Below are 19,943 nucleotides of genomic sequence, written 5' to 3'. Positions count from 1 at the left end.
ACCGAAGGTGTTGATCAAGGTCGGAATTGTGCGTTGTGCACAGCGACCGTCGGCGAAGTCTGGGCGGTCGCGCATAGCGCGGAAGTGGCCGCGCTCACGACACTCACAGTGAGAATCACCCGATATTCACCCGGCTGCGAACCCGCCCGTTGGCGCGGTCTCGTGAGGGCTGGTGCGGCTCGAAGGAGCACATCGAAGTGCAGGAATACGACCTCCTCGTAGTGGGCGGCGGCCCCGGCGGATATGTCGCGGCGATCCGGGCCGCGCAGCGCGGTCTGAACGTGGCCGTGGTCGAGAAGGAACGCCCCGGCGGCGTGTGCCTGAACTGGGGCTGCATCCCGACGAAGGCGATGCTGCGTTCGGCCGAGGTCTACGAGACGGTGCTGCACGCCGCGGACTTCGGTGTGCGCGCCGAGAACATCGGCCTGGACTACGACACGGTGACCCGCCGCAAGGACAGCGTGGTCAAGGGCCTCACCGACGGGGTGGCGGGCCTGCTCAAGGCCAACGGCGTCACCGTCGTCAACGGTCACGCCCGCTTCACCGGCCCGACCACGGTCGACGTGTTCGCCGTCGGCGAGTCCGCGCTCGGCGCGAACGGCCCGCGCTACGCCGCCGAACCGGCCGGTGCGGAGCCCATCGACAAGATCAGCGCGACCGACGTGATCATCGCGACCGGCTCGGTCCCCGTGCAGCTGCCGCTGCCCGGCGCGGAACTGCCCGGCGTGATCACCTCCGACGGCGCGTTCGGCCTCACCGAGGTGCCCGGCAAGCTCGCCGTCATCGGCGGCAGCGCCGTCGGCGCGGAGTGGGCCAGCCTGTTCTCCTCGCTGGGCAGCGAGGTCACCATCATCGAGATGCAGCCGACGCTGGTGCCCGCCGAGGACGCCGAGGTCGGCAAGGCGCTCGGCCGTTCCTTCGGCAAGCGCGGCGTGCAGGTGCTCACCGGCGCCACCGTCTCGAAGATCGAGAGTTCCGGTCGCGGCAAGAACGCGGCGCTGAAGGTCGCGGTCGACGGCGCGAAGGTCTCCGAGGTCGACGCGGACGTGGTGCTGGTCGGCGTGGGCCGCAAGCCCAACACCGCTTCGCTGGACCTCTCCGCCGCCGGAGTCGAGGTCGACGGCCGCGGTTTCGTGCAGGTCGACGACAAGCTGCGCACCAACGTCGAGCACGTCTACGCGATCGGCGACGTCACCGGCAAGGCGCTGCTCGCGCACGTCGCCTCGCACCAGGGCGTCGTGGCGGCCGAGACCATCGCGGGCCACCACGCGGCGATCGACTACAACGTCATCCCGGCGGCGACGTTCACCCACCCGGAGATCGCCAGCGTCGGGCTCACCGAGAAGCAGGCCACCGACGCCGGCCACGAGGTCGTCGCCGCGAAGTTCCCGTTCGCCGCGCTGGGCCGCGCCCAGACCTTCGGCGACACCGAGGGATTCATGAAGATCGTGGCGGGCAAGCAGTACGGCGAGGTGCTCGGCGTGCACGTGTTCGGCCCGTCCGCCAGCGACCTGATCACCGAGGGCGCGTTGGCGATCACCTTGGAGGCGACGCTCGACGAGCTCGCCGAGACGATCCACGCGCACCCGACGCTCGGTGAGATCGGCATGGAGGCGGCGATGTCCGCGCTCGGACTGCCGGTGCACACCGCGCCGCCGAAGAAGCGTTGATCCACCCGTTCCGCTCGACGCATCGAAAGGGTTCCGTGATGGCTGAGACCGCGACCCGCACCAAGCCCGCCACCCGCGCGAAGTCCCGCCGCGGCACGGCGAGCGCCGCCAAGAGCGGCCCGTTCTCCGGGGAGTCCGCCGAGCTGCTGCGCGGCTACTTCCAGCAGATGACGCTGATCCGCCGCTTCGAGGAGCGCGCGGCGCAGGGCTACACCCAGGCCAAGATCGGTGGCTACTGCCACCTGAACCTGGGCGAGGAGGCCACCGTCGTCGGCCTGATGTCGGCGCTGCGCAAGACGGACCTGCTGTTCACGAACTACCGCGAGCACGGCTACGCGCTGGCCAAGGGCATCGAGCCCGGCCGCGTGATGGCGGAGCTCTACGGCCGCACCACCGGCACCTCCAAGGGCTGGGGCGGTTCGATGCACATGTTCGACGTGGAGGCCGGGCTGCTCGGCGGCTACGGCATCGTCGGCGGCCAGATCCCGCTGGCCACGGGTGCCGCGCTGGCCATCGACTACCGCGACGGCGACCAGGTCGTGATGTGCCAGATGGGTGACGGCACCACGAACATCGGCGCGTTCCACGAGGCGCTGAACATCGCGGCGCTGTGGAACCTGCCGGTGGTGTTCGTGGTGGTGAACAACTTCCTCGGCATGGGCACCACGGTCGAGAAGTCCTCCGCGGAGTCGGAGCTCTACAAGCGGGCTTCGGCGTACCGGATGCACGGCGAGCGGGTCGACGGCAACGACGTGCTGGCCGTCCGCGACGCCGCGACGCGGCTGGTGCAGCGCGCCCGCGAGTCGGGCGGCCCGGCGCTGCTGGAGGCGGTCAGCCACCGCCTCAAGGGCCACTCGGTCGTGGACCCCGCGAAGTACCGCAGCGAGGAGTCGGTGCAGGACGCCCGCGACCACGACCCGGTGGTGAACTTCCGTGCGCGGCTGATCGAGGCCGGCGTGCTCGACGAGGACGGTGCCAAGGAGATCGAGCGGCTGGCGCAGGCCGACGCGGACGCCGCGGTGGCCTTCGCCGACGACAGCCCGCACCCCGAGGTCTCGACGCTGTTCGACTACACCTACGCCACTCCGGTCGCCAACGACTCGCGTCGGCTGCCCGCCGACCCGGTGTTCTGACCGCACTCTCATCTCTCGTCGTCGCGCGGTGCCCGGTGTGCTTCGCCGGGTGCCGCGCGCGGCATGTCTTCAGGAGAACGACTCTTGGCCGTCATCACTTACCGCCAGGCGCTGCACGACACCCTGCGCGACGAGATGCACCGCGACGACGACGTGTTCCTCATCGGTGAGGAGATCGGCGTCTTCGAGGGCTCGTACAAGATCACCGCTGGGCTGCTGGACGAGTTCGGCGAGAAGCGGGTGCGCGACACCCCGATCGCCGAGGAGGGCTTCGTCGGTGCTGCGGTCGGCGCCGCGATGCTGGGGCTGCGGCCCGTCGTCGAGCTCATGACGATCAACTTCTCGCTGGTGGCGCTGGACCAGATCGTCAACCACGCGGCCAAGATCTACGGCATGTTCGGCGGTCAGACCAACGTGCCGATGGTGCTGCGCACGCCCGGTGGCGGCGGTCAGCAGCTGGGCGCGACGCATTCGCAGAACATCGAGCTGTACTACGCGTTCGTGCCGGGCCTGAAGGTCGTCGCGCCGAGCACGCCCGCGGACGCGAAGGCGCTGCTGCTGGCGGCGATCCGGGACGACGACCCGGTGCTGTTCTTGGAGAACCTGGCGCTCTACAACACCAAGGGCGAGGTCCCGGATCACGTGGAGCCCGCCGAGATCGGCAAGGCCGCGGTGACCCGCGAGGGCACCGACATCACGATCATCGGCTACTCCCGGATGGCGGGCGTGGCGACGCAGGTCGCGGAGAAGCTGGCCGCCGAGGAAGGCATCAACGCCGAGGTCGTGGACCTGCGCAGCCTGCGCCCGCTGGACCGCGAGACGTTCGTGAACTCGGTCCGCAAGACCGGTTGCGCTGTCGTGGCCGAGGACGACTGGCTGACCTACGGCATCGGCGCGGAGATCGCCGCGTCCATTTCGGACGGCGCGTTCGACTACTTGGACGCCCCGGTGCGCCGGGTCGCCTCCGCCGAGGTCCCGCTGCCGTACGCGAAGCCGCTGGAGACGGCCGCGCTGCCCTCCGCCGAGTCCCTCACGACCGCGGTGCGTGAGACGCTCGACGCCGTCGGCCGTCGCCGCTGAGCCCGACCCGAGTCGTGCGTTCGGGCCGGACCCCGGGAGCCACGACGAACCGGTTCACCACGAGACTTTGAGAGTTCCCGAGGAATGTGCAGATGACTGAGATCCAGATGCCCCGCCTGTCCGACACCATGGAGGAAGGCGTCATCGCCGCCTGGCGCAAGAAGGTGGGCGATTCGATCGAGCGCGGCGAGGTCGTCGCGGACATCGAGACCGACAAGGCCATCATGGAGCTGGAGGCCTTCGACGACGGCGTGCTGGAGCAGCTGCTCGTCGAGGAGGGCCAGACGGTGCCGATCGGCACGCCGATCGCCCTGGTCGGCGACGGTTCGGGTTCGGCGGCGCAGTCGGCTCCGGCCACCGCGCCGGCGGCGAAGCCGGAACCGGCCCCGGAGGCCGAGCCCGCCGCCGCTCCCGCCCCCACCAACGGCAACGCGGTCGCCGAGGGTGCGAAGCCGAAGGCGTCGCCGCTGGCGAAGGCCGTGGCCAAGGACCTCGGGGTGGATCTCGGTTCGGTCGAGGGCACCGGCCCCGGTGGCAGGATCATCCGCGCCGACATCGAGGCCGCCGCCTCGTCGGCTCCCGCTCCGGCCGCCCCGGCAGCGCAGGCCCCGGCCGCCCCGGCCCCGGCGCCGCAGGTGGCGACTCCGGCGGACGCCGAGGAGGTGCCGCTGAGCAACATCCGCAAGGTCACCGCGAAGCGGCTCACCGAGAGCAAGCAGCAGGCCCCGCACTTCTACCTGACCAGCGCCATCGACGTCACGGAACTCGTCGAGTTCCGCGCGAAGCTCAACGAGCGGCTGCAGGCGGCGGGTGGCCCGAAGGTCAGCATCAACGACCTGGTCGTGAAGGCGGTCGCCACGGCGCTGCGAGCGAACCCGGCGGTGAACGTCTCCTTCGGCGGCGACAAGCTGATCAAGCACAAGCGCATCAACCTGGGCGTCGCGGTCGCCATCGAGGACGGCCTGATCGTGCCGGTCATCCCCGACGCGGACCGCAAGAGCGTCTCGGAGATCGCCGCCGAGGGCCGCGAGAAGGCCGGGCGGGCTCGCGAGGGCAAGCTGAAGCTGGACGAGATGTCCGGCGGCACCTTCACCATCTCGAACCTGGGCATGTTCGGCATCGAGCAGTTCTCCGCCGTGATCAACCCGCCGGAGGCCGGAATCCTGGCCGTCGGCGCGGCGAAGGACGAGCTCCAGCTCCGCGACGGCGAGGTCGTGGCCCGCAAGATCCTGCGCGTCACCCTCTCCGCCGACCACCGCGCCATCGACGGCGCCGTGGGCGCGGCGTTCCTCCAGCAGTTCACCGCCCTCCTGGAAGACCCGCTGCGCATCATCGCCTGACCCAGCAGCACCGAACGACCCGCCCACCCCGAGATTCGGGGCGGGCGGGTCGTTCTGCTCTTCGGCGCGTGACCTTCGTGTGGGCTCAAGCGTCGTAACTGCGCGCCCTGAACCAGCAGATGTCGCCGGGGAGGAACCGCCCGGTCTCTTGCCGTACGTGCGCCGCTCCTTCGCGGATTCGTCGTTCGGCCTGCTGCAGGTCGACCGTCCACGGCCGGAACTCGTGGTCGACCATGTCGCCGGGGGTGAGGACACCGTCCTGCATCAACAAGATGGTCGCCTCCACGGTGCGACCGATGAGGTCTTCGTCGGTCCCGGTGTCTTCCTTGACGAAGTAGGCGAGGTCCGCGAGCTGAATCTGGTCATACTCCCCGGATTCGAGCACCCAGTCGAGGAGTTGTTCTGAAATCCGGAGTGTCACTTCAAGATTCATCCGTGATGACGTCGAACCAGCAGATGTCTCCGGGCCGGAAGATGCTCTGCGTCTTGCTTATTTCCTGTGCCATCTCGCGGATTTGATCGATCGCTTCGCTTTTGCTGCACGTCCATGGCTGGAACCCGTGCTCGGTCAGCTGCCCGGGGCGGACGATGCCTCGCTCGATCAGCTCGGCGGCCGCGTCGACACCTCGCTCGATGAGGCGTTCGTTCGTTCCGCTCTCTTCGATCAGCAGGTGTCCGAGGTCGATGAACTGAACCCAGTCGTCTTCGCCCGCCTCACGGACGCCCTCGATGAAATCGGCTGATAGGTTCATCAGTTCCCTTTGGGTGTGTCGATGTGAATCTTGAGGCTACGGCCTTCGGGGGACACCAAGTCGATGGTGTTCCCAGTGGGGCCGCGTCCTGGTTTCTCCCGGTAGGAGATCACGCTGCCGTCCGGCATCTCTACGCTCGTCCCGTTGTAGTTCGGCAATTCCGTTGGGCGGCCGCCGCGGGACAGGTCTTTCCAAATGGTGTTGAGGTCGTCGACGTTGTCGACGAGGCGGATGGGCATCTTCTTGTTGCGGTCCGGCTTGCGCCCGATGTCCGCGCCCTTGTTCGCGACGTGGTCGGTGATGCCTTTGCCGTTGTGCTTGGCCTTGTCGAGGATGCGGTTGGCGCGGCCCGTCGCGGTGACGCCTTTGAGCAGGCTGCCGCCCTTCTTGGCCGCTCCGGCTCCGCCGACGAGGGTGAGCGCCGCGTCCGGGAGGACGTGTCCTGCCCAGCGTGCGGGGTTGGTGTGGAACTGGTCCCAGGAGACCAGTTGCTTCGCGAACGCGGTGGGATCGGTGGCCGCCGCCGAGAGCGTGGCGGGGATGTTGCCGAGGATGTCGCCGAGGTCGCTGACCCAGTCGCCGAGTCCGGCGGCGAAGTCGGCACCGAGCTGGCCCGCCTGACCCCAGAACCCCGGCCGGGCGGGTGCTGCGGCGGTGAGGTCGAGGATCGTCGTGCGGGTGCGGTCACCGGTCTCGGCGAGTTGTGCACGAGTGCGGTGCAGCAGGTCTTGAGCGGCGGCCCGCTTTTCGGCGCCGGGGTCAGCGAAGGGGATCGGCGCGGCGGGTGTTCCAGCGTCGGCGGACCGCTTCTGCTCGCGGGCGACCGCGGTGTCGTGGTCGGCTCGGGCCTGCTGCGTCGCGGCGTCGGCTTCCTGCCACAGGGCGACGGCCTCCACGGCTTGGCGCTGCGCCCATTCGAGGACTTCGACGTATCCGGTGAGGGAGTCGGCGGCGTCGCGGAACGCGTCGGACGCCTTGAGCCAGTCGACGGGGTGTCCGTCGAACGCTTCGTGGAACGCGTCGGCGGCTTCACCTCGCCAATCCGCGGTGTCGAGGGTTCGCAGTGCCTCCCCGGCGCGGCCGAGTCCGGCTGCGTAGCGATTGCACAGCGCGATCTCGCCGCGAACCCGTTCCCGGATCGCCGGGGATGAGCGCGCGCGGGTCGGTGGTATCTCCGAGCTCGGCCACGCTCACCGTCCCTGCACGAACCGGTCGATGTTGACGTTCTCCGCCTCGGCGTAGGTCTGCGCGGAGTCGTGCAGGGATTCGCTCAGCCCGGTGGCGTCCCGCATCAGCCTGTCCAGGCCGTATCCCCAGGCGTCGGCGAATTCGCGGACGGCCGGTGTCAGCGGTTCGTGGCCGTAGTCGGTGCCGTCGCCGAGGTCGGAGATGTCTTCGGCGCCGACGGTGCTCATGTCCTCGACGACCTGGTCGATGCCCGTCGCGGCGTTGATCAGTGCGGTCAGGATGACTTCGACTTCGCCGTGGTCGCTCATGCCGATCTGGTCACGCCGAGGGCTGCGGCCGCCTGGTCGAGCAGGTGCGGCGGCAGGGCAGGGCGTGCGGGTCGCGGGGGTCGAGGACGAGGCCGACTCCGGTGGGCACGAATTCGAGGAAGTCCATGCCGGGCATCCCGATCGCGTCGCACTCGCCGATGGTGGCGGCCAGTCGTTCGCGGGTGCTGAACACCGACGCCCACCGGCCACGTTCGCCGAGGTCGGCGACGTGCAGCAGCGGTGCGTCCTCGCTGGTGCGGGCGTAGAGGTAGGACCGGGCGAGCGCTTTGAACACGGCACGCGATCCGGCCTCGGACCGGCGTGCGCGTTCGGCGACAACGACCAGCTCCGGCTCTTCCGGCATTGCGACGCCTCCTTTCCGCGGTGGCGCGGAGGCTACCGAGGACGGGGACCGCTCCGCGCCGGGTTCGGCAAGATCGGATCCGGAGTTCGGCGAGGGAGAGAGGATCGTCGCCGGGCGGTCGGCATGGAACGGTCGGGTGCTCAGGCCGCCGGAGGTTTCCGCTTGCGGCGCTTCAGGTGTCGAGCGTCCAGCGGTGTTCGCCGTCCGGTTCGTCCAGCCGCACCGCGTGCGAGCCGTCGGGTGCGACGGTCAGCCCGTAGCGGTCCGCGGCCGGTTCGCCGTTGCTCAGCCACCACGAGTACGCGGCGTCGGCCTCGTCCCACAGGTGACGGGGGCCGAGCTGGTGCACGGTCCACGGGTGCTCGCCGCGCACCATGGCGACTTTCGCCCAGGACCGAGAGCGGAGGTCGTGCAGTTCGACGTCGCGGTGCTCGTCGTCGCGATCGTCGACGGTGAGGTAGCAGTGCGGTACGCGCAGGCCGATGGTGAAGGCGGCTCGGGAGAACTCCACCATGTCGAACAGTTCCGGACCGCGCCGCGAGGTGATGGTCCGGTCGGCGGCGGCCAGTTCCGCGTCGGTGGGATCGAGGTGGTGGCGGCGTTGCCCGCGCATCCGCATGAACGCCAAGCGGGTGCCGCACCGCCCGCTCGCGGAGCCGTCCGGGCGAACTTCCAGCCGTGTCAAGGCATCTTCGCCGTAGTCGGTGCCCCACGGAGTCAGGATCAGTCCGCCGCTGCGGGTCTGGTCGATCCACGCCTGCGGCACGGCTCGCACCGAGGCGGTGGCGATCACCCGGTCGTACGGCGCTCCCGCCGGGTGACCGCCGCTGCCGTCGGCGGTGACGACCACGGCTTCGTGGCCGGTCGTGGCGAGTGCGCGCCGGGCCTGCTCGGCCACGTCCGCGTCGATCTCGACCGTGGTGACGTGACCCGCCGAGCCGACTCGGTCGCGCAGCAGCGCCGCGTTCCACCCGGTGCCGCTGCCGATTTCGAGAATCCGTTGGCCTGGCCGCACTTCCAGCGCGTCGAGCATGTCGGCGACGAGCGACGGCCTGCTGCACGAGCTGGTCGGTGCTCGCGCGATGTCGTGGTCCCGCCCGTCTTCGACTTGAGTCACGACCGGTTCGTCGGCGTCGACCAAGGCACGCCACCGCGCGGGCTCGCTCTCGCGGGAGACCGGAGCGAATCCGTCCGATTCCGGGTCGTCGTCCCAGATCACCGGCGGAACGAACGCCTCCCTGGGCACGGGGAGCCGGGCACGCCACGCGGTCACGACGGCCTACTCCTTGCCCTCGTCGCCTTCGTGCTTGTTGCCGTCGTCCTCGCTGCCCCAGGTCTCCCACTTCTCCGGTTGCGGGGTGCCCTGCCCGTCCCGGTCGGCGTCCCGTCTGCCCATCGTTCGCCTCCTGCGCTGGGAAGTGCATCGAATTCCAGGGTGCCGAACGGAATGGCGCTACGGGAGGCGTGGCCGAGTGAAAGAATCCGCAAGATCGGGTGCGGTGAACTTCCTTGATCCGCAGGCTGAGCGGTGCTACTTCGCCTCGGTGACCAGGAAGTGCGTGATCAGCGGGGTCACCTCGATGTCGGCCCAGGGCCAGATCGGCAGGTCGGAGAGCACGTCGTGCAGCTCCTCGGCGTCGGCCGCGACCCAGACGCCGACGTTGGCCCGCTTGCCCACCAGGGTCCAGAAGTGCTTGATCACTCCGCGGGCGAGCAGGTCGCGTCCGCGCTCCTGCTCGCGCCGGATGACGTCGTCGCGTTCGGCGGCGGGCAGCTCGAAGACGTGGGACACGTCGACTCGGACGAGGAATTCCACGGTCGCTCCTTCAACTCGGGCCGCTGGTTCGGCAGCCGGGACCGCGACAGTACATCGAAGTTCGTCGAACTTCGAACATGGTTAGAATGTGGTCATGGCACGCACTCCGGAGCACCCCGACCTGCAGGACGTCCGGCTCGCGCGGGTGTTCGCGGCCTTGGGCGATCCGGCTCGGCTGCGCATCCTGGCGGTCCTCGCGGACCGCGGCGAGCACCAGCGGGACGACTTCGCCGTGGAGGTGGGGCCGTCGACGCTCAGCCACCACATGAAGGTGCTGCGGGAAGCGGGCGTGGTGCGCTGCCGCTTCGAAGGGACCCGCTGCTTCGTGTCGCTGCGCGCGGACACGTTCGACCGCTTTTCCACCGCGCTGGACGGAGTTCTGCGCTCGATCGCGGAGGAAGCCGCCTGACGATTCGGCGGCGTAGAGTCGATCACGGGTGTCGTCAACGGAATCGGGTGGTCGCCGTGGGAGTCGTGTCCGTCGTAGGGCGCTGGGTCAACAAGGCCGTCGCGCCGCTCGTCGCGCGGTTCGGGAAATGGCCGGACGCCGGCGGTACGAGCATGGCGATCGTGACCTACCAGGGCCGTCGCTCCGGCCGGGAGTTCTCACTGGTCGTCGCCATCCGCCGCACCGAGAGCGGTGCCACGATCAAGGTGGAACTGCCCGACCAGAAGCGCTGGTGGCGCAACTTCCTGGAATCCGGCCCGATCGCCCTCGAAGTCGGCGGCGAGCGGCGCACCGGCCAGGCCCGCGCGGTCCGCGACGAAGGCGGCAAGGTCCACGTCCACGTCGACCTGGATTGATCGGGCCGGAGCGGAACTCGGTGGCATGCGGCTGTTATCAGTCGCGATCAACACTCGGGCGAGCGCGCTCAGCCGTCGTAGCGGCCGGACTTGATCGCGTCGAGGAACGAGGTCCACTGGTCGGGCGTGGCCGTGAAGTACCCGGCGGCACGGTCTTTCGTGTCCCGCACAGCGGCACCGCTGCGCGCCCGCCCGACCTCGACGCAGTTGGTCTGTCCGCCGCTGTAGCTCGACTTCCGCCAGTGGTTGTGCCCCGTGCTGGCATTCATGACTTCTCCTTCTGCTTGCTCAACTTGCTGATGAAGTCCGCTGATTCGGCAGGGCTCATGGCGTGTTTTTGAAGCAGCGCAACGGAATCCCGATACTGGTTCACCGCTTTGCCGTCGGTCAAGGTGGTCGACGAACCGAAGTGCTCCAGATGGACCACCGGCTTTGCTTGAGGAAACTCGATCAGCAGCCACGAGCCGCACAGCAGTGGCGCGAGCGCGAGGCCGTGCGGTAGGACGTGCAACGTCACGGTGTCCCGCTGTGCGGACTGCGAAAGCCGTTGAAGTTGTTCGATCATCACGCCGTGCGAGCATGGCGGGAACCGTAATGCCGACTCGCCGATGAAGGCGATCAGCTTCTTCGGCGGGGCGTCCGTGAGCACGTGTTGCCTGCCGATGCGCATGTGCGCGTTCGTTTCGGCCTGGCCACGGGGTGCGCCGAAAGCCGAGAGGATGTGGCGCGCGTACTGGTAGGTCTGCAACAAACCGGGAACCATCAGCGGTTCCACGTTGGTGATCGTGCTCGCGGTGCGCTCGTACTCCATCAGCATGGCCAGCTGCTTGTCGGCGCCGGGTGCGACCCAGTTCGGATCTGATGCGTCGCGTGCCAGTTCCAGCAAGCGTTCCCGATGGGAGCCGCGAACTCCGAGGACTGCGAGCACTGTCGCGGTGTCGGCTTCCGTGGGCGCGAGTTTGCCTGTTTCCCATCGGGAGATGTGTGAGCCGCTGCGCCCGATCAGCTCGGCGAGCTTCCGCGTGCTGATGCCCTTGTGGCTCCGGGCTTGCCGAAGCTCCGCACCGAGTGCGCGAGCTCGTGGTGTGTCTGCATTGCTCGCCATGCGCGACATCTTAGGTGGTCACGTAGGGCGCCCAAGGTCATCACCCGAAGGTGGATCTTGTGCGACACGTGATGTGCAGCGATATTTGATGCATGCAGCACTGATGACTATGTGGAACATTGCTTCGCTGGTGGAGCTGATCAAGGGGGTTTGACGTGGAGCAGGAACGGTCAGGCGGGCCCATCGTCGCCGCTTTCCCCGTGCGGGTGCGGTATCGGGCCGGGGCGGTGGGGGAGACGAAGCGGGTCGTGCACGTGGCGATGCCGTTGCGGGACGGCGATTACCTGGCGTTGTGCGAGGAACGCCTCACCGCCGCCGACGCCGAGGTGATCTCCGATCTGCTCGGCATGCCGTGCATGGCGTGCACTCGGGTCATGGCGCTGCGGTCCAGGGTTACGGCGTGCGAGGCGATCGCGCCGGAGCTCGAAGCGGGATGACCGCGTGGGTCAGTTCGGAGTGGTGCTCCACCTGGCACGTGGTGGACCGCGCCGCCGCGGGCCCGGTGCTCGTCGGTGCCTGCGGGCATCCGATCTCCGGACGCGTCCACCGGTTGCTGGACCGGCCGCGCCGCGGTGACGAAGACCGGCGGGAGTGCGCGTCCTGCGTCGCCCTGCTCGCCCCGTGACCTTTCCGAACCCGGTTCGCCGCCGTGCCTTCCCCGGTGGCGGGCCGCGCCCCGCCGGGCCGCTCGCGCCTCCCCGACCACGAGCGCCCGGCGGGGCCTCCACCGGCGCCCGCGTCCTCTCCCGCGTGGCCGCCGGTGGTCCCGGGTGGCGCCGTGCCCCGCGCCGCCCGGCCGGCGTCCCCGCGCGGTCCTCTCACCGGATCGCGCGGGGACGCCGCTGGAAGAGTCCTTCGGCCCCGATGTGACCTGCGGTTTTCGGGACGTGCGGCGGCTGCGTTCACCGGTGGCGGCGCTCAACATGGGGTCCGGACGCGACCGGGGAGGGCGTGATGACAGGACGGGTTCAGGAAGCCGTGGGCTGGCCGAGGCTGCGGGTCGACGAGTGGGCCGACACGCGCGACACCTTGCAGCTGTGGACGCAGATCGTCGGCAAGGTGCGGCTGGCGCTGGCGCCGATGATGAACCACTGGTGGCAGACGGCGCTGTACGTGTCTCCGCGTGGCCTGACGACCTCGGCGGTGCCGTACGGGCAGCGGAGCTTCGACGCCGAATTCGACTTCTGCGACCACGTGCTGCGCATCCGCTCCGCCGACGGCGAGCAGCGCGAAGTGGTGCTGGAGCCGAAATCGGTGGCGCTGTTCTACCGCGAGACGATGGCCGCGCTCGACGAACTGGACCTCACCACCGCGATCCACGCCGCGCCGAACGAGGTCGTGCGGGCGATCCCGTTTGACGAGGACACCGAGCACGCCTCCTACGACGCGGCGAGCGCGCACCTGTGGTGGCGGCAGCTGGTGGCCGCGAACCGCGTTTTCGGGGAGTTCCGCGCGGAATTCCTCGGCAAGGCCAGTCCCGTGCACTACTTCTGGGGCGCGATGGACCTGGCGGTGACCCGGTTCTCCGGCAGGCCCGCGCCACCGCACCCCGGCGGCGCGCCGAACTGCCCGGACGACGTGATGGTGGAGGGCTACTCGCACGAGCTCAGCAGCTGCGGGTTCTGGCCGGGAGGCGAGGGCGAAGGGCTGTTCTACTCCTACGCCTACCCGGAACCCGCCGGGTTCGCCGAGCACCCGGTGCGGCCCGCCGACGCCGCGTACTTCCCGGACCTCGGGGAGTTCGTGCTGCCCTACGAGGCGGTGCGCACGGCGGACGATCCGGACGCCGCGCTGCTGGAATTCCTGCGTTCCAGCTACGCCGCCGCCGCGCAGCACGGCGACTGGGACCGCTCGCTGCTCGAAGTGGACCCGGCCCGGCTGCCCTCGCCCCGGTGATCGGCGCGTGAGCCGGGCGGTTCCGTCTCAGAGCTTCTGCAGCGCCCCGTTGAGCAGCGGCGTCAACTTGTCCAGCGCGAACGGGATGCTGGACACCGTCGCCGAGCCCAGCGCCATCGTCAGGTCGTAGTCGTCGAGCAGCAGCAGCGAACCGCGCTTGGCCGCAGGCAAGTTGTTCAGCAGCGGATCCGCTTTCACCGCCGCCACATCGGTGGGCTTCGCGGTGGTGACGATGACGACGTCCGCGTCGAGCAGCGACACCTGCTCCTTGCTGACCTTCACGTTGAACTTGCCGCCGCTGTCCATCCCGTCGATCGACGGCGCCAGCGTCAACCCCAGCTGCTCCAGCAGCGCCGTGCGGGCGTCCTGCTTGGTGTAGGCGGCGTAGGTGCCCGCCGAGTCGGTGCGCACCGTGACGTGCGTGCGGCCCTCGAACAGCGGGTTGGCCTGGCGGGTCTGGTCGATGCGGGCCTGGGTGGCGGCGATCAGCTCGTCCACCTCGGCCCCCTTGCCCAGGGCCTGCCCGATGGTCTCGGCCTGCACCCGCCAGTTCACGCCGTAGTCGATGGCCTTCGGCGGCTGCGCCACGACCGGTTTGAACGCGGCGAGCCGGTTGTACTGGTCCTGCGTCAACGCGCTCTGCACGCCGAGGATCAGGTCCGGCATCAGCGTGATCACGGCTTCGACGTCGACGTCCGTGCCGAGCTGCTTCGGGTGCGCCTGGCCCAGCATCGGCTCCACCCACGGGCCCACTCCGGACTCCCACGGCCCCCACGGGGTGAGGCCGGCGGGCACGACGCCCAGCGGCAGCAGCACGTCGTGGTCGGTGATGCCCAGCGACACGACCTTGCCGGGGGCGGCGGGGATCTCGGCGGTGCCGAACTTGTTCGGGATCCGCACGGGGAATCCGGGGCCCGCGGGCTGACCGGAGGGGGTGGGCGAGCCTCCCGCGCAACCGGCCAGCCCGGCGGCGAGCAGACCGGTCGCTCCGGCCAGGAAGCCGCGCCTACCCAGGCGGGTTCCGCCTCGGGAGGCTTCGTCCTGCGGGTGCGTTCGGTCAGCAGTGGTCATCGCGCATCCTTCATCCGGTGCAATCAAGCGAAGGCTAACCTAACAAACACGCGCGTCGTTGTGGTGTGAGTTGCGCGGCTGCACCGATCACTCCTCGACGAGCTCCCGGCGGGCCAGCGCGGTGCGCCGCGACGGCTGCACGCTGTCGAGCTCCGCGTTCACCGTCGCGCCCAGCAGCACCGCGAACGCGGTGACGTAGAGCCACAGCAGCACGCCCATCGGCGCCGCCAGGGCACCGTAAACGGGGGAGTGCTCGATCGTCACGTCCAGGTAGACGCGCAGCGCCAAGCTGCCGCCCACCCACACCAGCAGTGCCAGCGCGGCACCCGGCAGGTGCTCCAGCCACGGCGCGCGCAGCGGCAGCGACAACGAGTACAAGGTGCACAGCGACGCGATCGACCCGATCACGATCACCGGCCAGTACAGCGAGTACACGATCACCGCGACCTGCGGGAACCAGTCGGCGATCACCGAGGGGCCGACGGCCAGCATCGGCAGCAGGATGATCCCGCCGAACAGGGCCGCGGTGTAGAGACCCACCGACATCAGCCGCTGCCGCACCACGTTGCGCTGCCCGCCCATGCCGTAGACGACGGAGATCGTGTCGATGAAGACGTTCAGCGCCGCCGAACCGGACCACAGCGCCAGCACGAAACCGATCGAGATCACCCCGGCCCGCCCGGAGCTCAGCACCTCGTCCAGCACCGGCTGCAGCAGTTCGTCGATCGCCTGCTGGGACAGCACCGTCGAGGCCCCGGTCACCAGCGCTTCGCGGACGGCCGCGATGGTGCCGCCGCCGAGCACGTCGGCCAGGTAGCCGAGGGTGCCGACCAGGCCCAGCAGCACCGGGGGCATCGAGATGAGGGTGAAGAACGCCGCCTCGCCCGCCAAGCCGGTCAGCCGGTGCCGGGAGCTGGCGAGGATCGTCTTCTTCGTGAGCCGCCACAGGCCGCGCAGCTGCCGATTCCGCGGCTGCGCGTGCCACAGCCGCTCGGCGAACGTTCGCTGCGTTGTCAACACGGTTCTCCCCTCCGGCCCTGCGTCGTCACCGACGCCGGTCGCGGCCACTCTGAGTTCCGCGCCGCGTCCCGTGTTACGCCGAAGTGCGGTATGTCACGAAAATCGGCCTGCTGGCGGAGTGATCCGGTCACGGGCGGTCAAATCGGGCCGTATACCTTGCTGGGGAAGATCCGCCGTTCTTGGAGCAGCATGAAGAACTTCGTCGCCGGTGTCCGCACGCTGGGCACCGGGCTCGGCCTGATCCTGCGGTCCCCGCGCCTGCTGCTGATCGGGGCGATTCCCGCGCTGATCAGCATGTTCCTGCTGCTGGGAGCCTTGGGGACGTTGCTGTACTTCAGCGGTGACCTGGTGTCGTGGCTGACGCCGTTCGCCGACGGCTGGACGGAGTGGCTGCGCCAGGCGTTCCGGGTGGTGCTCGGCGCGGCGCTGGTCGGTGCGGCGGCGCTGCTGGCCTCGGTGTCGTTCATCGCCGTGACGCTGCTGATCGGCGGACCGTTCTACGAGCACATCGCCGAGCAGGCCGAGCAGCGGCTCGGGCTCGACACCCGCGACGACGGCGCCGGGACGGCCCGGCAGCTCGGCCGGGGCGTCCGCGACGCGCTCAAGCTGGTGCTGGTGGCGCTGGTCGGAGCGGTGGTGCTGTTCTTCCTCGGTTTCATCCCGGTCATCGGGCAGACGGTGATCCCGGTGCTGGCCGCCGTGTTCGGCGCCTGGGTGGTGGCGCTGGAGATGGTGGGGCTGGTGTTCCAGCGGCGCGGCCTGACCATGCGCGACCGGCAGCGTTCGTTGACGGCGAACAAGGCCCGCACCCTCGGCTTCAGCCTCCCCGCCTACCTGCTGTGCCTCATCCCGGTCGCACAGCTCGTGGTGATCCCGGCCGCCGTCGTCGGCGGCACCCTCCTCGCCCACCGCTACCTCGACGACCCGGACGCCACCGTCGACGACCAGTAAGACCCCGCGGAGCGGTCGTTCATCGTCGTCCTGTCAGCGGCGAAGCCGCTGAGCAGCGACCACCCGAGCAAAACGACCACCGGCGGGTTCTCAGCGGCCTTCTCGCGAGGACAGCGATTTCCCTCGTGGCGGAGCCACTTGGGAAATCGATCCCGCAGCGAGAAGGCCGCTGAGGTTCCGCCGAGCGACCAGCTACGCAGATCATTCCGGGGGCCTACAGTGCGGGAATGACTGTTCCCTCCTCGCCTGATGACTCGTACCTGAAGGCGGTCGCGGCGGCGACCGAACGAGCCGTGGCCACCGCCGAACCGATCCGCTCCGAGTTCGACGGTGCCTCCGAGGCGGTGCGCGCCCGCGTGGAGTCCCGGCTCGACGAGCAGGCGGACGCGCTGCTCGGGCTCAGCCACGACCTGCACGCGCACCCGGAGGAGGGTTTCGCGGAGAACCGCTCGGTGGCGGCGGTCGCGGACTTGGTGCGCGGCCAGGGGTTCGAGGCGCAGGTCGGGGTCGGCGAGCTGCCCACCGCGCTGCTGGCGACCGCGGGTTCGGGCGGCCCGCACGTGGCGGTGCTCGCCGAGTACGACGCGCTGCCCGGCGTGGGGCACGCCTGCGGGCACAACATCATCTGCTCGGCGGGCACCGGCGGTTTCCTCGGTGCCGCCGCCGCGCTGGGCGAGGTCGGCGGCAGGCTGAGCCTCATCGGCACGCCGGCGGAAGAAGGCGGTGGGGGCAAGGAGATCCTGGCGCGCGCGGGCGTGTTCGACGACGTGGACGCCGTGGTGATGCTGCACCCGTTCTCGCACGACGTCGCCACGCACCCGTTCCTGGGGCGCCGCCAGGTGGACGTGGTCTTCCACGGCATCGCGGCGCACGCGTCGGCGCAGCCGTTCATGGGCCGCAACGCGCTGGACGCGGTGGTGGCGACGTACCAGGGCGTGTCCGCGCTGCGCCAGCACATGCCCTCGGGCGATCGGGTGCACGGCATCATCACCGACGGCGGTCAGCGCCCGAACGTGGTGCCGGAGCGCGCCGCCGCCCAGTTCTACGTGCGTTCGGCGGACCCGGATTCGTTGCGGGACCTGGCGGAGCGCATCGAGCGGATCGCACGCGGTGCCGCCGAGATGACCGGGTGCGGTGTGGAGCTGGTCTGGGACGGGCAGTACCCGTACCTGCCGATCCGGCACAACGACGCGCTCGCCGCGCGCTGGGCGCAGCACCAGTCCCGCCGGGGCCGCACCTCGCTGCCGCGCGGGGTGGTGCCGGAGTACCTCACCGGTTCCACCGACCTCGGCAACCTCAGCTTCCGGATGCCCGCGATGCACCCGATGATCGGCTTGGGCGACTCCGGTTTGTCCTTGCACACGGCCGGGTTCGCGACGGCGGCCGGATCGGAGGCGGGCGACCGCGCGGTGCTCGACGGCGCGGCGGGACTCGCCCTGACGGCGGTCGACTACCTGGCGGACGAGCGGCTCCGCGACGCCGTGCACGCGGAGTTCGAGGCGGCGGGCGGCCCGCTGGACGTGCCCCGCTTCTTCGACTGACGCCGAGCCCTCCGCCGGTTCGCCCCCGGGCGCCGGTGGGGCGGCCGCGGCGGTCCTGCCCGTCCGGGGCGGGGCGCTGCGTACGATCGGCACCCGTTCGATGGAAGAACCCCGAAACCCCTGGTGTGTCTACTGTGGACGAATTAGTCAGGTCGTGGAGCGCGCAGCTGCTCGACTCCGGTTCCGCGCTCACGCTGCTGCTCGGACTCGTCGCGCTCGGCCTCGTGGTCAACCGCGGCACGTGGCGGCTGCTGCGCAACGTGGTGACCATCGCGCACGAAGGCGGGCACGCCGTCGTCGCGCTGCTCAGCGGTCGCAAGCTCAACGGCATCCGGCTGCACTCGGACACCTCCGGGCTCACCCTCTCCACCGGCCGCCCCACCGGGCCGGGCATGGTGTTCACCCTGTTCGCCGGGTATCCGGCGGTGTCGCTGCTGGGGCTGGGCGGGGCGGCGCTGGTCTCGTTCGACCAGGCGCGGCCCGCGCTGTGGGCGGCGATCGCGCTGCTGGCGCTGATGCTGCTGGCCATCCGCAACGCCTACGGCGTGCTCTCGATCGTCGTGACCGGCGGTCTGCTGTTCGCCGTGTCCTGGTTCGCCAGCCCGCAGTGGCAGGCCGCGTGCTGCGTGCTGTTCAGCTGGTTCCTGCTGTTCGGCGGCCTGCGCCCGATCGCCGAGCTGCGCGGCAAGCGCACCAGGGGCCGCGCGCCGAGCTCCGACGCCGACCAGCTGGCCCGGCTCGTCCGCGTCCCGGCGGCGGCCTGGCTCGGCATCTGGTTCCTGATCGGCGGCGCCGCGCTCGTCGTGGGGGGCCGCTGGTTGCTGCTCATCCCGCAGCTCTGACCAGCGGATCCGCTCGCGGCCGGGACCGGGCGGGCAGATGCCGCACCAGTGGACCAGACCTGTGACGAGCAGTGATGCCGCCCGGAAGTCCACAGTGGCCTCCCCGGGAGAGCCTTGCCCTGAACCGGTCCCGTGACGCAGCATCACCGGGTGACGACGACGAACGTTCTCGACCTCCCCGGTGTCCGCCCGGTGCACCGCATCGGATTCGGCGCCATGCAGCTGGCCGGCCCCGGCGTCCTCGGTCCGCCCGCCGACCCGGCGCGCGCCGAGGCGGTGCTGCGCCGCGCGGTGGAGCTGGGCATCGACCACATCGACACCTCCGACTTCTACGGCCCGTGGGTGGTCAACGAGCTCATCGCGAAGGCCCTGCGGCCCTATCCGGACGGCCTCGTCCTGGCCACCAAGGTCGGCGCCTACCGCGATCAGCACGGCGGTTTCCCGCCGCTGGGGCACCCGGACGCCCTGAAGTCCCAGGTGCACGACAACCTGCGCCGCCTGCACCTGGAAACCCTCGACGTGGTGTACCTGCGCCACACCGTCGACCGGCCGGGGATCACCTTGCAGGACCAGCTCGGCGCCCTCGTCGAGCTGCGCGAGGAAGGCCTGCTGCGCGGCATCGGCCTGTCGAACGTGACGCCGGAGCAGTTCGAGCAGGCCCAGGCGGTCACGCCGATCGCGTCGGTGCAGAACGCCTACAACGTCTTCGACCGAACCGCGGCGGCGCTGCTGGACCGGACCGCGGAGCTGGGCGTGCCGTTCGTGCCGTTCTTCCCGCTCGGTTCGGCGTTCGTCGCCGACAGCAGGGTGCGCGGCGACCAGGTCGTGCGCACGATCGCGCAGCGTCGCGGCGCCACGCCCGCTCAGGTGTCACTGGCCTGGCTGCTGCACCGGTCGCCGAACCTGCTGCTGATCCCCGGAACCTCGTCGATCGAGCACCTGGAAGTGAACTCTTCGGCCGATCGGGTGGAGTTGACGGACACGGACGTGGCCGAACTCGACGACCTCGTCCCGGAGGGCACGGCGTTGGAGCAAGCCCAGTGATCGAAAAGCCATCGTCCG

The 19,943-nt window shown here is 70.0% G+C and carries 24 protein-coding genes; 13 read left to right on the top strand and 11 right to left on the bottom strand.

Features of this window, described 5'->3' with window-relative positions:
• Positions 1-197: 197 nt before the first annotated feature.
• The 4 genes from lpdA (at position 198) to BJ969_RS20615 (ending at position 5,223) form a co-directional block, all read left to right on the top strand.
• Positions 198-1,670: a dihydrolipoyl dehydrogenase gene (gene lpdA / locus BJ969_RS20630; protein ID WP_184481140.1), complete on the top strand. Its 1,473-nt coding sequence runs from the start codon at positions 198-200 to the stop codon at positions 1,668-1,670.
• A gap of 38 nt (positions 1,671-1,708) precedes the next feature.
• The gene (gene pdhA, locus BJ969_RS20625) at positions 1,709-2,803 is read left to right on the top strand and encodes a pyruvate dehydrogenase (acetyl-transferring) E1 component subunit alpha (protein ID WP_184481138.1); all 1,095 of its coding nucleotides are present in this window, start codon (positions 1,709-1,711) and stop codon (positions 2,801-2,803) included.
• An 84-nt stretch (positions 2,804-2,887) separates the two neighbouring features.
• Positions 2,888-3,883, top strand: coding sequence for an alpha-ketoacid dehydrogenase subunit beta (locus tag BJ969_RS20620; protein ID WP_184481136.1), 996 nt, complete (start codon positions 2,888-2,890; stop codon positions 3,881-3,883).
• A gap of 92 nt (positions 3,884-3,975) precedes the next feature.
• On the top strand, positions 3,976-5,223 hold the full coding sequence (locus tag BJ969_RS20615) for a dihydrolipoamide acetyltransferase family protein (RefSeq protein WP_184481135.1): 1,248 nt from the start codon (positions 3,976-3,978) through the stop codon (positions 5,221-5,223).
• Between the two features lie 85 nt (positions 5,224-5,308).
• Here BJ969_RS20615 and BJ969_RS20610 read toward each other — a convergent pair whose 3' ends face one another.
• The 7 genes from BJ969_RS20610 to BJ969_RS20575 form a co-directional block, all read right to left on the bottom strand.
• Complete coding sequence (locus BJ969_RS20610; RefSeq protein ID WP_184481133.1) at positions 5,309-5,644, bottom strand: beta/alpha barrel domain-containing protein; 336 nt, start codon at positions 5,642-5,644, stop codon at positions 5,309-5,311.
• 1 nt (position 5,645) lies between these two features.
• Positions 5,646-5,975 (bottom strand): hypothetical protein, encoded by a 330-nt coding sequence (locus tag BJ969_RS20605; RefSeq protein WP_184481131.1) that lies wholly within the window; start codon positions 5,973-5,975, stop codon positions 5,646-5,648.
• Positions 5,975-7,039, bottom strand: coding sequence for a putative T7SS-secreted protein (locus BJ969_RS20600; RefSeq protein ID WP_343071718.1), 1,065 nt, complete (start codon positions 7,037-7,039; stop codon positions 5,975-5,977). Before BJ969_RS20600 ends, BJ969_RS20605 begins: the two co-directional genes overlap by 1 nt.
• 126 nt (positions 7,040-7,165) lie before the next feature.
• A complete protein-coding gene (locus BJ969_RS20590; protein WP_184481125.1) occupies positions 7,166-7,471 on the bottom strand; it encodes a type VII secretion target in 306 nt (101 codons plus the stop codon).
• A gap of 10 nt (positions 7,472-7,481) precedes the next feature.
• The gene (locus tag BJ969_RS20585) at positions 7,482-7,835 is read right to left on the bottom strand and encodes an SseB family protein (RefSeq protein WP_184481123.1); all 354 of its coding nucleotides are present in this window, start codon (positions 7,833-7,835) and stop codon (positions 7,482-7,484) included.
• Positions 7,836-8,007: 172 nt separating this feature from the next.
• Complete coding sequence (locus tag BJ969_RS20580) at positions 8,008-9,108, bottom strand: methyltransferase domain-containing protein (protein WP_184481121.1); 1,101 nt, start codon at positions 9,106-9,108, stop codon at positions 8,008-8,010.
• Between the two features lie 258 nt (positions 9,109-9,366).
• The gene (locus BJ969_RS20575; RefSeq protein ID WP_184481119.1) at positions 9,367-9,651 is read right to left on the bottom strand and encodes a muconolactone Delta-isomerase family protein; all 285 of its coding nucleotides are present in this window, start codon (positions 9,649-9,651) and stop codon (positions 9,367-9,369) included.
• Between the two features lie 94 nt (positions 9,652-9,745).
• Between BJ969_RS20575 and BJ969_RS20570 the strand changes: the two genes are divergently transcribed.
• Together BJ969_RS20570 and BJ969_RS20565 are read left to right on the top strand one after the other, a co-directional pair.
• A complete protein-coding gene (locus tag BJ969_RS20570; RefSeq protein WP_184481117.1) occupies positions 9,746-10,060 on the top strand; it encodes an ArsR/SmtB family transcription factor in 315 nt (104 codons plus the stop codon).
• A gap of 56 nt (positions 10,061-10,116) precedes the next feature.
• Entirely contained in the window at positions 10,117-10,455 is a 339-nt protein-coding gene (locus BJ969_RS20565) for a hypothetical protein (RefSeq protein WP_221315891.1), read from the top strand.
• Positions 10,456-10,523: 68 nt separating this feature from the next.
• On the opposite strand, the gene BJ969_RS20560 is transcribed toward BJ969_RS20565, so the two are convergent.
• Together BJ969_RS20560 and BJ969_RS20555 are read right to left on the bottom strand one after the other, a co-directional pair.
• A complete protein-coding gene (locus BJ969_RS20560) occupies positions 10,524-10,724 on the bottom strand; it encodes a DUF397 domain-containing protein (RefSeq protein WP_184481113.1) in 201 nt (66 codons plus the stop codon).
• The gene (locus BJ969_RS20555) at positions 10,721-11,560 is read right to left on the bottom strand and encodes a helix-turn-helix domain-containing protein (protein WP_184481111.1); all 840 of its coding nucleotides are present in this window, start codon (positions 11,558-11,560) and stop codon (positions 10,721-10,723) included. Before BJ969_RS20555 ends, BJ969_RS20560 begins: the two co-directional genes overlap by 4 nt.
• Before the next feature lie 155 nt (positions 11,561-11,715).
• On the opposite strand from BJ969_RS20555, the gene BJ969_RS20550 reads away from it, so the two are divergent.
• The 3 genes from BJ969_RS20550 to BJ969_RS20540 all read left to right on the top strand — a co-directional run bounded on the left by BJ969_RS20550 (position 11,716) and on the right by BJ969_RS20540 (position 13,456).
• Complete coding sequence (locus BJ969_RS20550; RefSeq protein ID WP_184481109.1) at positions 11,716-11,997, top strand: hypothetical protein; 282 nt, start codon at positions 11,716-11,718, stop codon at positions 11,995-11,997.
• Positions 11,994-12,185, top strand: coding sequence for a hypothetical protein (locus BJ969_RS20545; RefSeq protein ID WP_184481106.1), 192 nt, complete (start codon positions 11,994-11,996; stop codon positions 12,183-12,185). Before BJ969_RS20550 ends, BJ969_RS20545 begins: the two co-directional genes overlap by 4 nt.
• A gap of 329 nt (positions 12,186-12,514) precedes the next feature.
• A complete protein-coding gene (locus BJ969_RS20540; RefSeq protein ID WP_184481104.1) occupies positions 12,515-13,456 on the top strand; it encodes a DUF5996 family protein in 942 nt (313 codons plus the stop codon).
• A gap of 27 nt (positions 13,457-13,483) precedes the next feature.
• On the opposite strand, the gene BJ969_RS20535 is transcribed toward BJ969_RS20540, so the two are convergent.
• Both BJ969_RS20535 and BJ969_RS20530 read right to left on the bottom strand, forming a co-directional pair.
• On the bottom strand, positions 13,484-14,527 hold the full coding sequence (locus BJ969_RS20535) for an ABC transporter substrate-binding protein (protein WP_184481102.1): 1,044 nt from the start codon (positions 14,525-14,527) through the stop codon (positions 13,484-13,486).
• Positions 14,528-14,614: 87 nt separating this feature from the next.
• Positions 14,615-15,544, bottom strand: coding sequence for a YihY/virulence factor BrkB family protein (locus tag BJ969_RS20530; protein ID WP_184481098.1), 930 nt, complete (start codon positions 15,542-15,544; stop codon positions 14,615-14,617).
• Positions 15,545-15,736: 192 nt separating this feature from the next.
• On the opposite strand from BJ969_RS20530, the gene BJ969_RS20525 reads away from it, so the two are divergent.
• From BJ969_RS20525 to BJ969_RS20510, 4 genes are all read left to right on the top strand, one after another.
• Positions 15,737-16,498, top strand: coding sequence for an EI24 domain-containing protein (locus BJ969_RS20525; protein ID WP_184481096.1), 762 nt, complete (start codon positions 15,737-15,739; stop codon positions 16,496-16,498).
• A gap of 227 nt (positions 16,499-16,725) precedes the next feature.
• The gene (locus BJ969_RS20520) at positions 16,726-18,039 is read left to right on the top strand and encodes a M20 family metallopeptidase (protein WP_184481094.1); all 1,314 of its coding nucleotides are present in this window, start codon (positions 16,726-16,728) and stop codon (positions 18,037-18,039) included.
• Positions 18,040-18,173: 134 nt separating this feature from the next.
• Entirely contained in the window at positions 18,174-18,881 is a 708-nt protein-coding gene (locus BJ969_RS20515; protein ID WP_184481092.1) for a M50 family metallopeptidase, read from the top strand.
• A 150-nt stretch (positions 18,882-19,031) separates the two neighbouring features.
• Entirely contained in the window at positions 19,032-19,925 is an 894-nt protein-coding gene (locus BJ969_RS20510) for an oxidoreductase (RefSeq protein WP_184481090.1), read from the top strand.
• Positions 19,926-19,943 lie beyond the last annotated feature (18 nt).

The organism is Saccharopolyspora gloriosae (assembly GCF_014203325.1).
Taxonomy (GTDB): domain Bacteria; phylum Actinomycetota; class Actinomycetes; order Mycobacteriales; family Pseudonocardiaceae; genus Saccharopolyspora_C; species Saccharopolyspora_C gloriosae.
Note: the sequence above shows the minus strand (reverse complement) of the source record. Positions and strands in the feature narration are given on the sequence as shown.

Bases quoted from the DNA above. Each gene is read 5' to 3' on its own strand.
- pdhA (WP_184481138.1), top strand. From the start codon at position 1,709: ATGGCTGAGACCGCGACCCGCACCAAGCCCGCCACCCGCGCGAAGTCC.
- BJ969_RS20525 (WP_184481096.1), top strand. From the start codon at position 15,737: ATGAAGAACTTCGTCGCCGGTGTCCGCACGCTGGGCACCGGGCTCGGC.
- BJ969_RS20590 (WP_184481125.1), bottom strand. From the start codon at position 7,471: ATGAGCGACCACGGCGAAGTCGAAGTCATCCTGACCGCACTGATCAAC.
- BJ969_RS20520 (WP_184481094.1), top strand. From the start codon at position 16,726: ATGACTGTTCCCTCCTCGCCTGATGACTCGTACCTGAAGGCGGTCGCG.
- BJ969_RS20555 (WP_184481111.1), bottom strand. From the start codon at position 11,560: ATGGCGAGCAATGCAGACACACCACGAGCTCGCGCACTCGGTGCGGAG.
- BJ969_RS20535 (WP_184481102.1), bottom strand. From the start codon at position 14,527: ATGACCACTGCTGACCGAACGCACCCGCAGGACGAAGCCTCCCGAGGC.
- BJ969_RS20570 (WP_184481117.1), top strand. From the start codon at position 9,746: ATGGCACGCACTCCGGAGCACCCCGACCTGCAGGACGTCCGGCTCGCG.
- BJ969_RS20560 (WP_184481113.1), bottom strand. From the start codon at position 10,724: ATGAATGCCAGCACGGGGCACAACCACTGGCGGAAGTCGAGCTACAGC.
- BJ969_RS20545 (WP_184481106.1), top strand. From the start codon at position 11,994: ATGACCGCGTGGGTCAGTTCGGAGTGGTGCTCCACCTGGCACGTGGTG.
- BJ969_RS20615 (WP_184481135.1), top strand. From the start codon at position 3,976: ATGACTGAGATCCAGATGCCCCGCCTGTCCGACACCATGGAGGAAGGC.
- BJ969_RS20605 (WP_184481131.1), bottom strand. From the start codon at position 5,975: ATGAACCTATCAGCCGATTTCATCGAGGGCGTCCGTGAGGCGGGCGAA.
- BJ969_RS20540 (WP_184481104.1), top strand. From the start codon at position 12,515: ATGACAGGACGGGTTCAGGAAGCCGTGGGCTGGCCGAGGCTGCGGGTC.
- BJ969_RS20585 (WP_184481123.1), bottom strand. From the start codon at position 7,835: ATGCCGGAAGAGCCGGAGCTGGTCGTTGTCGCCGAACGCGCACGCCGG.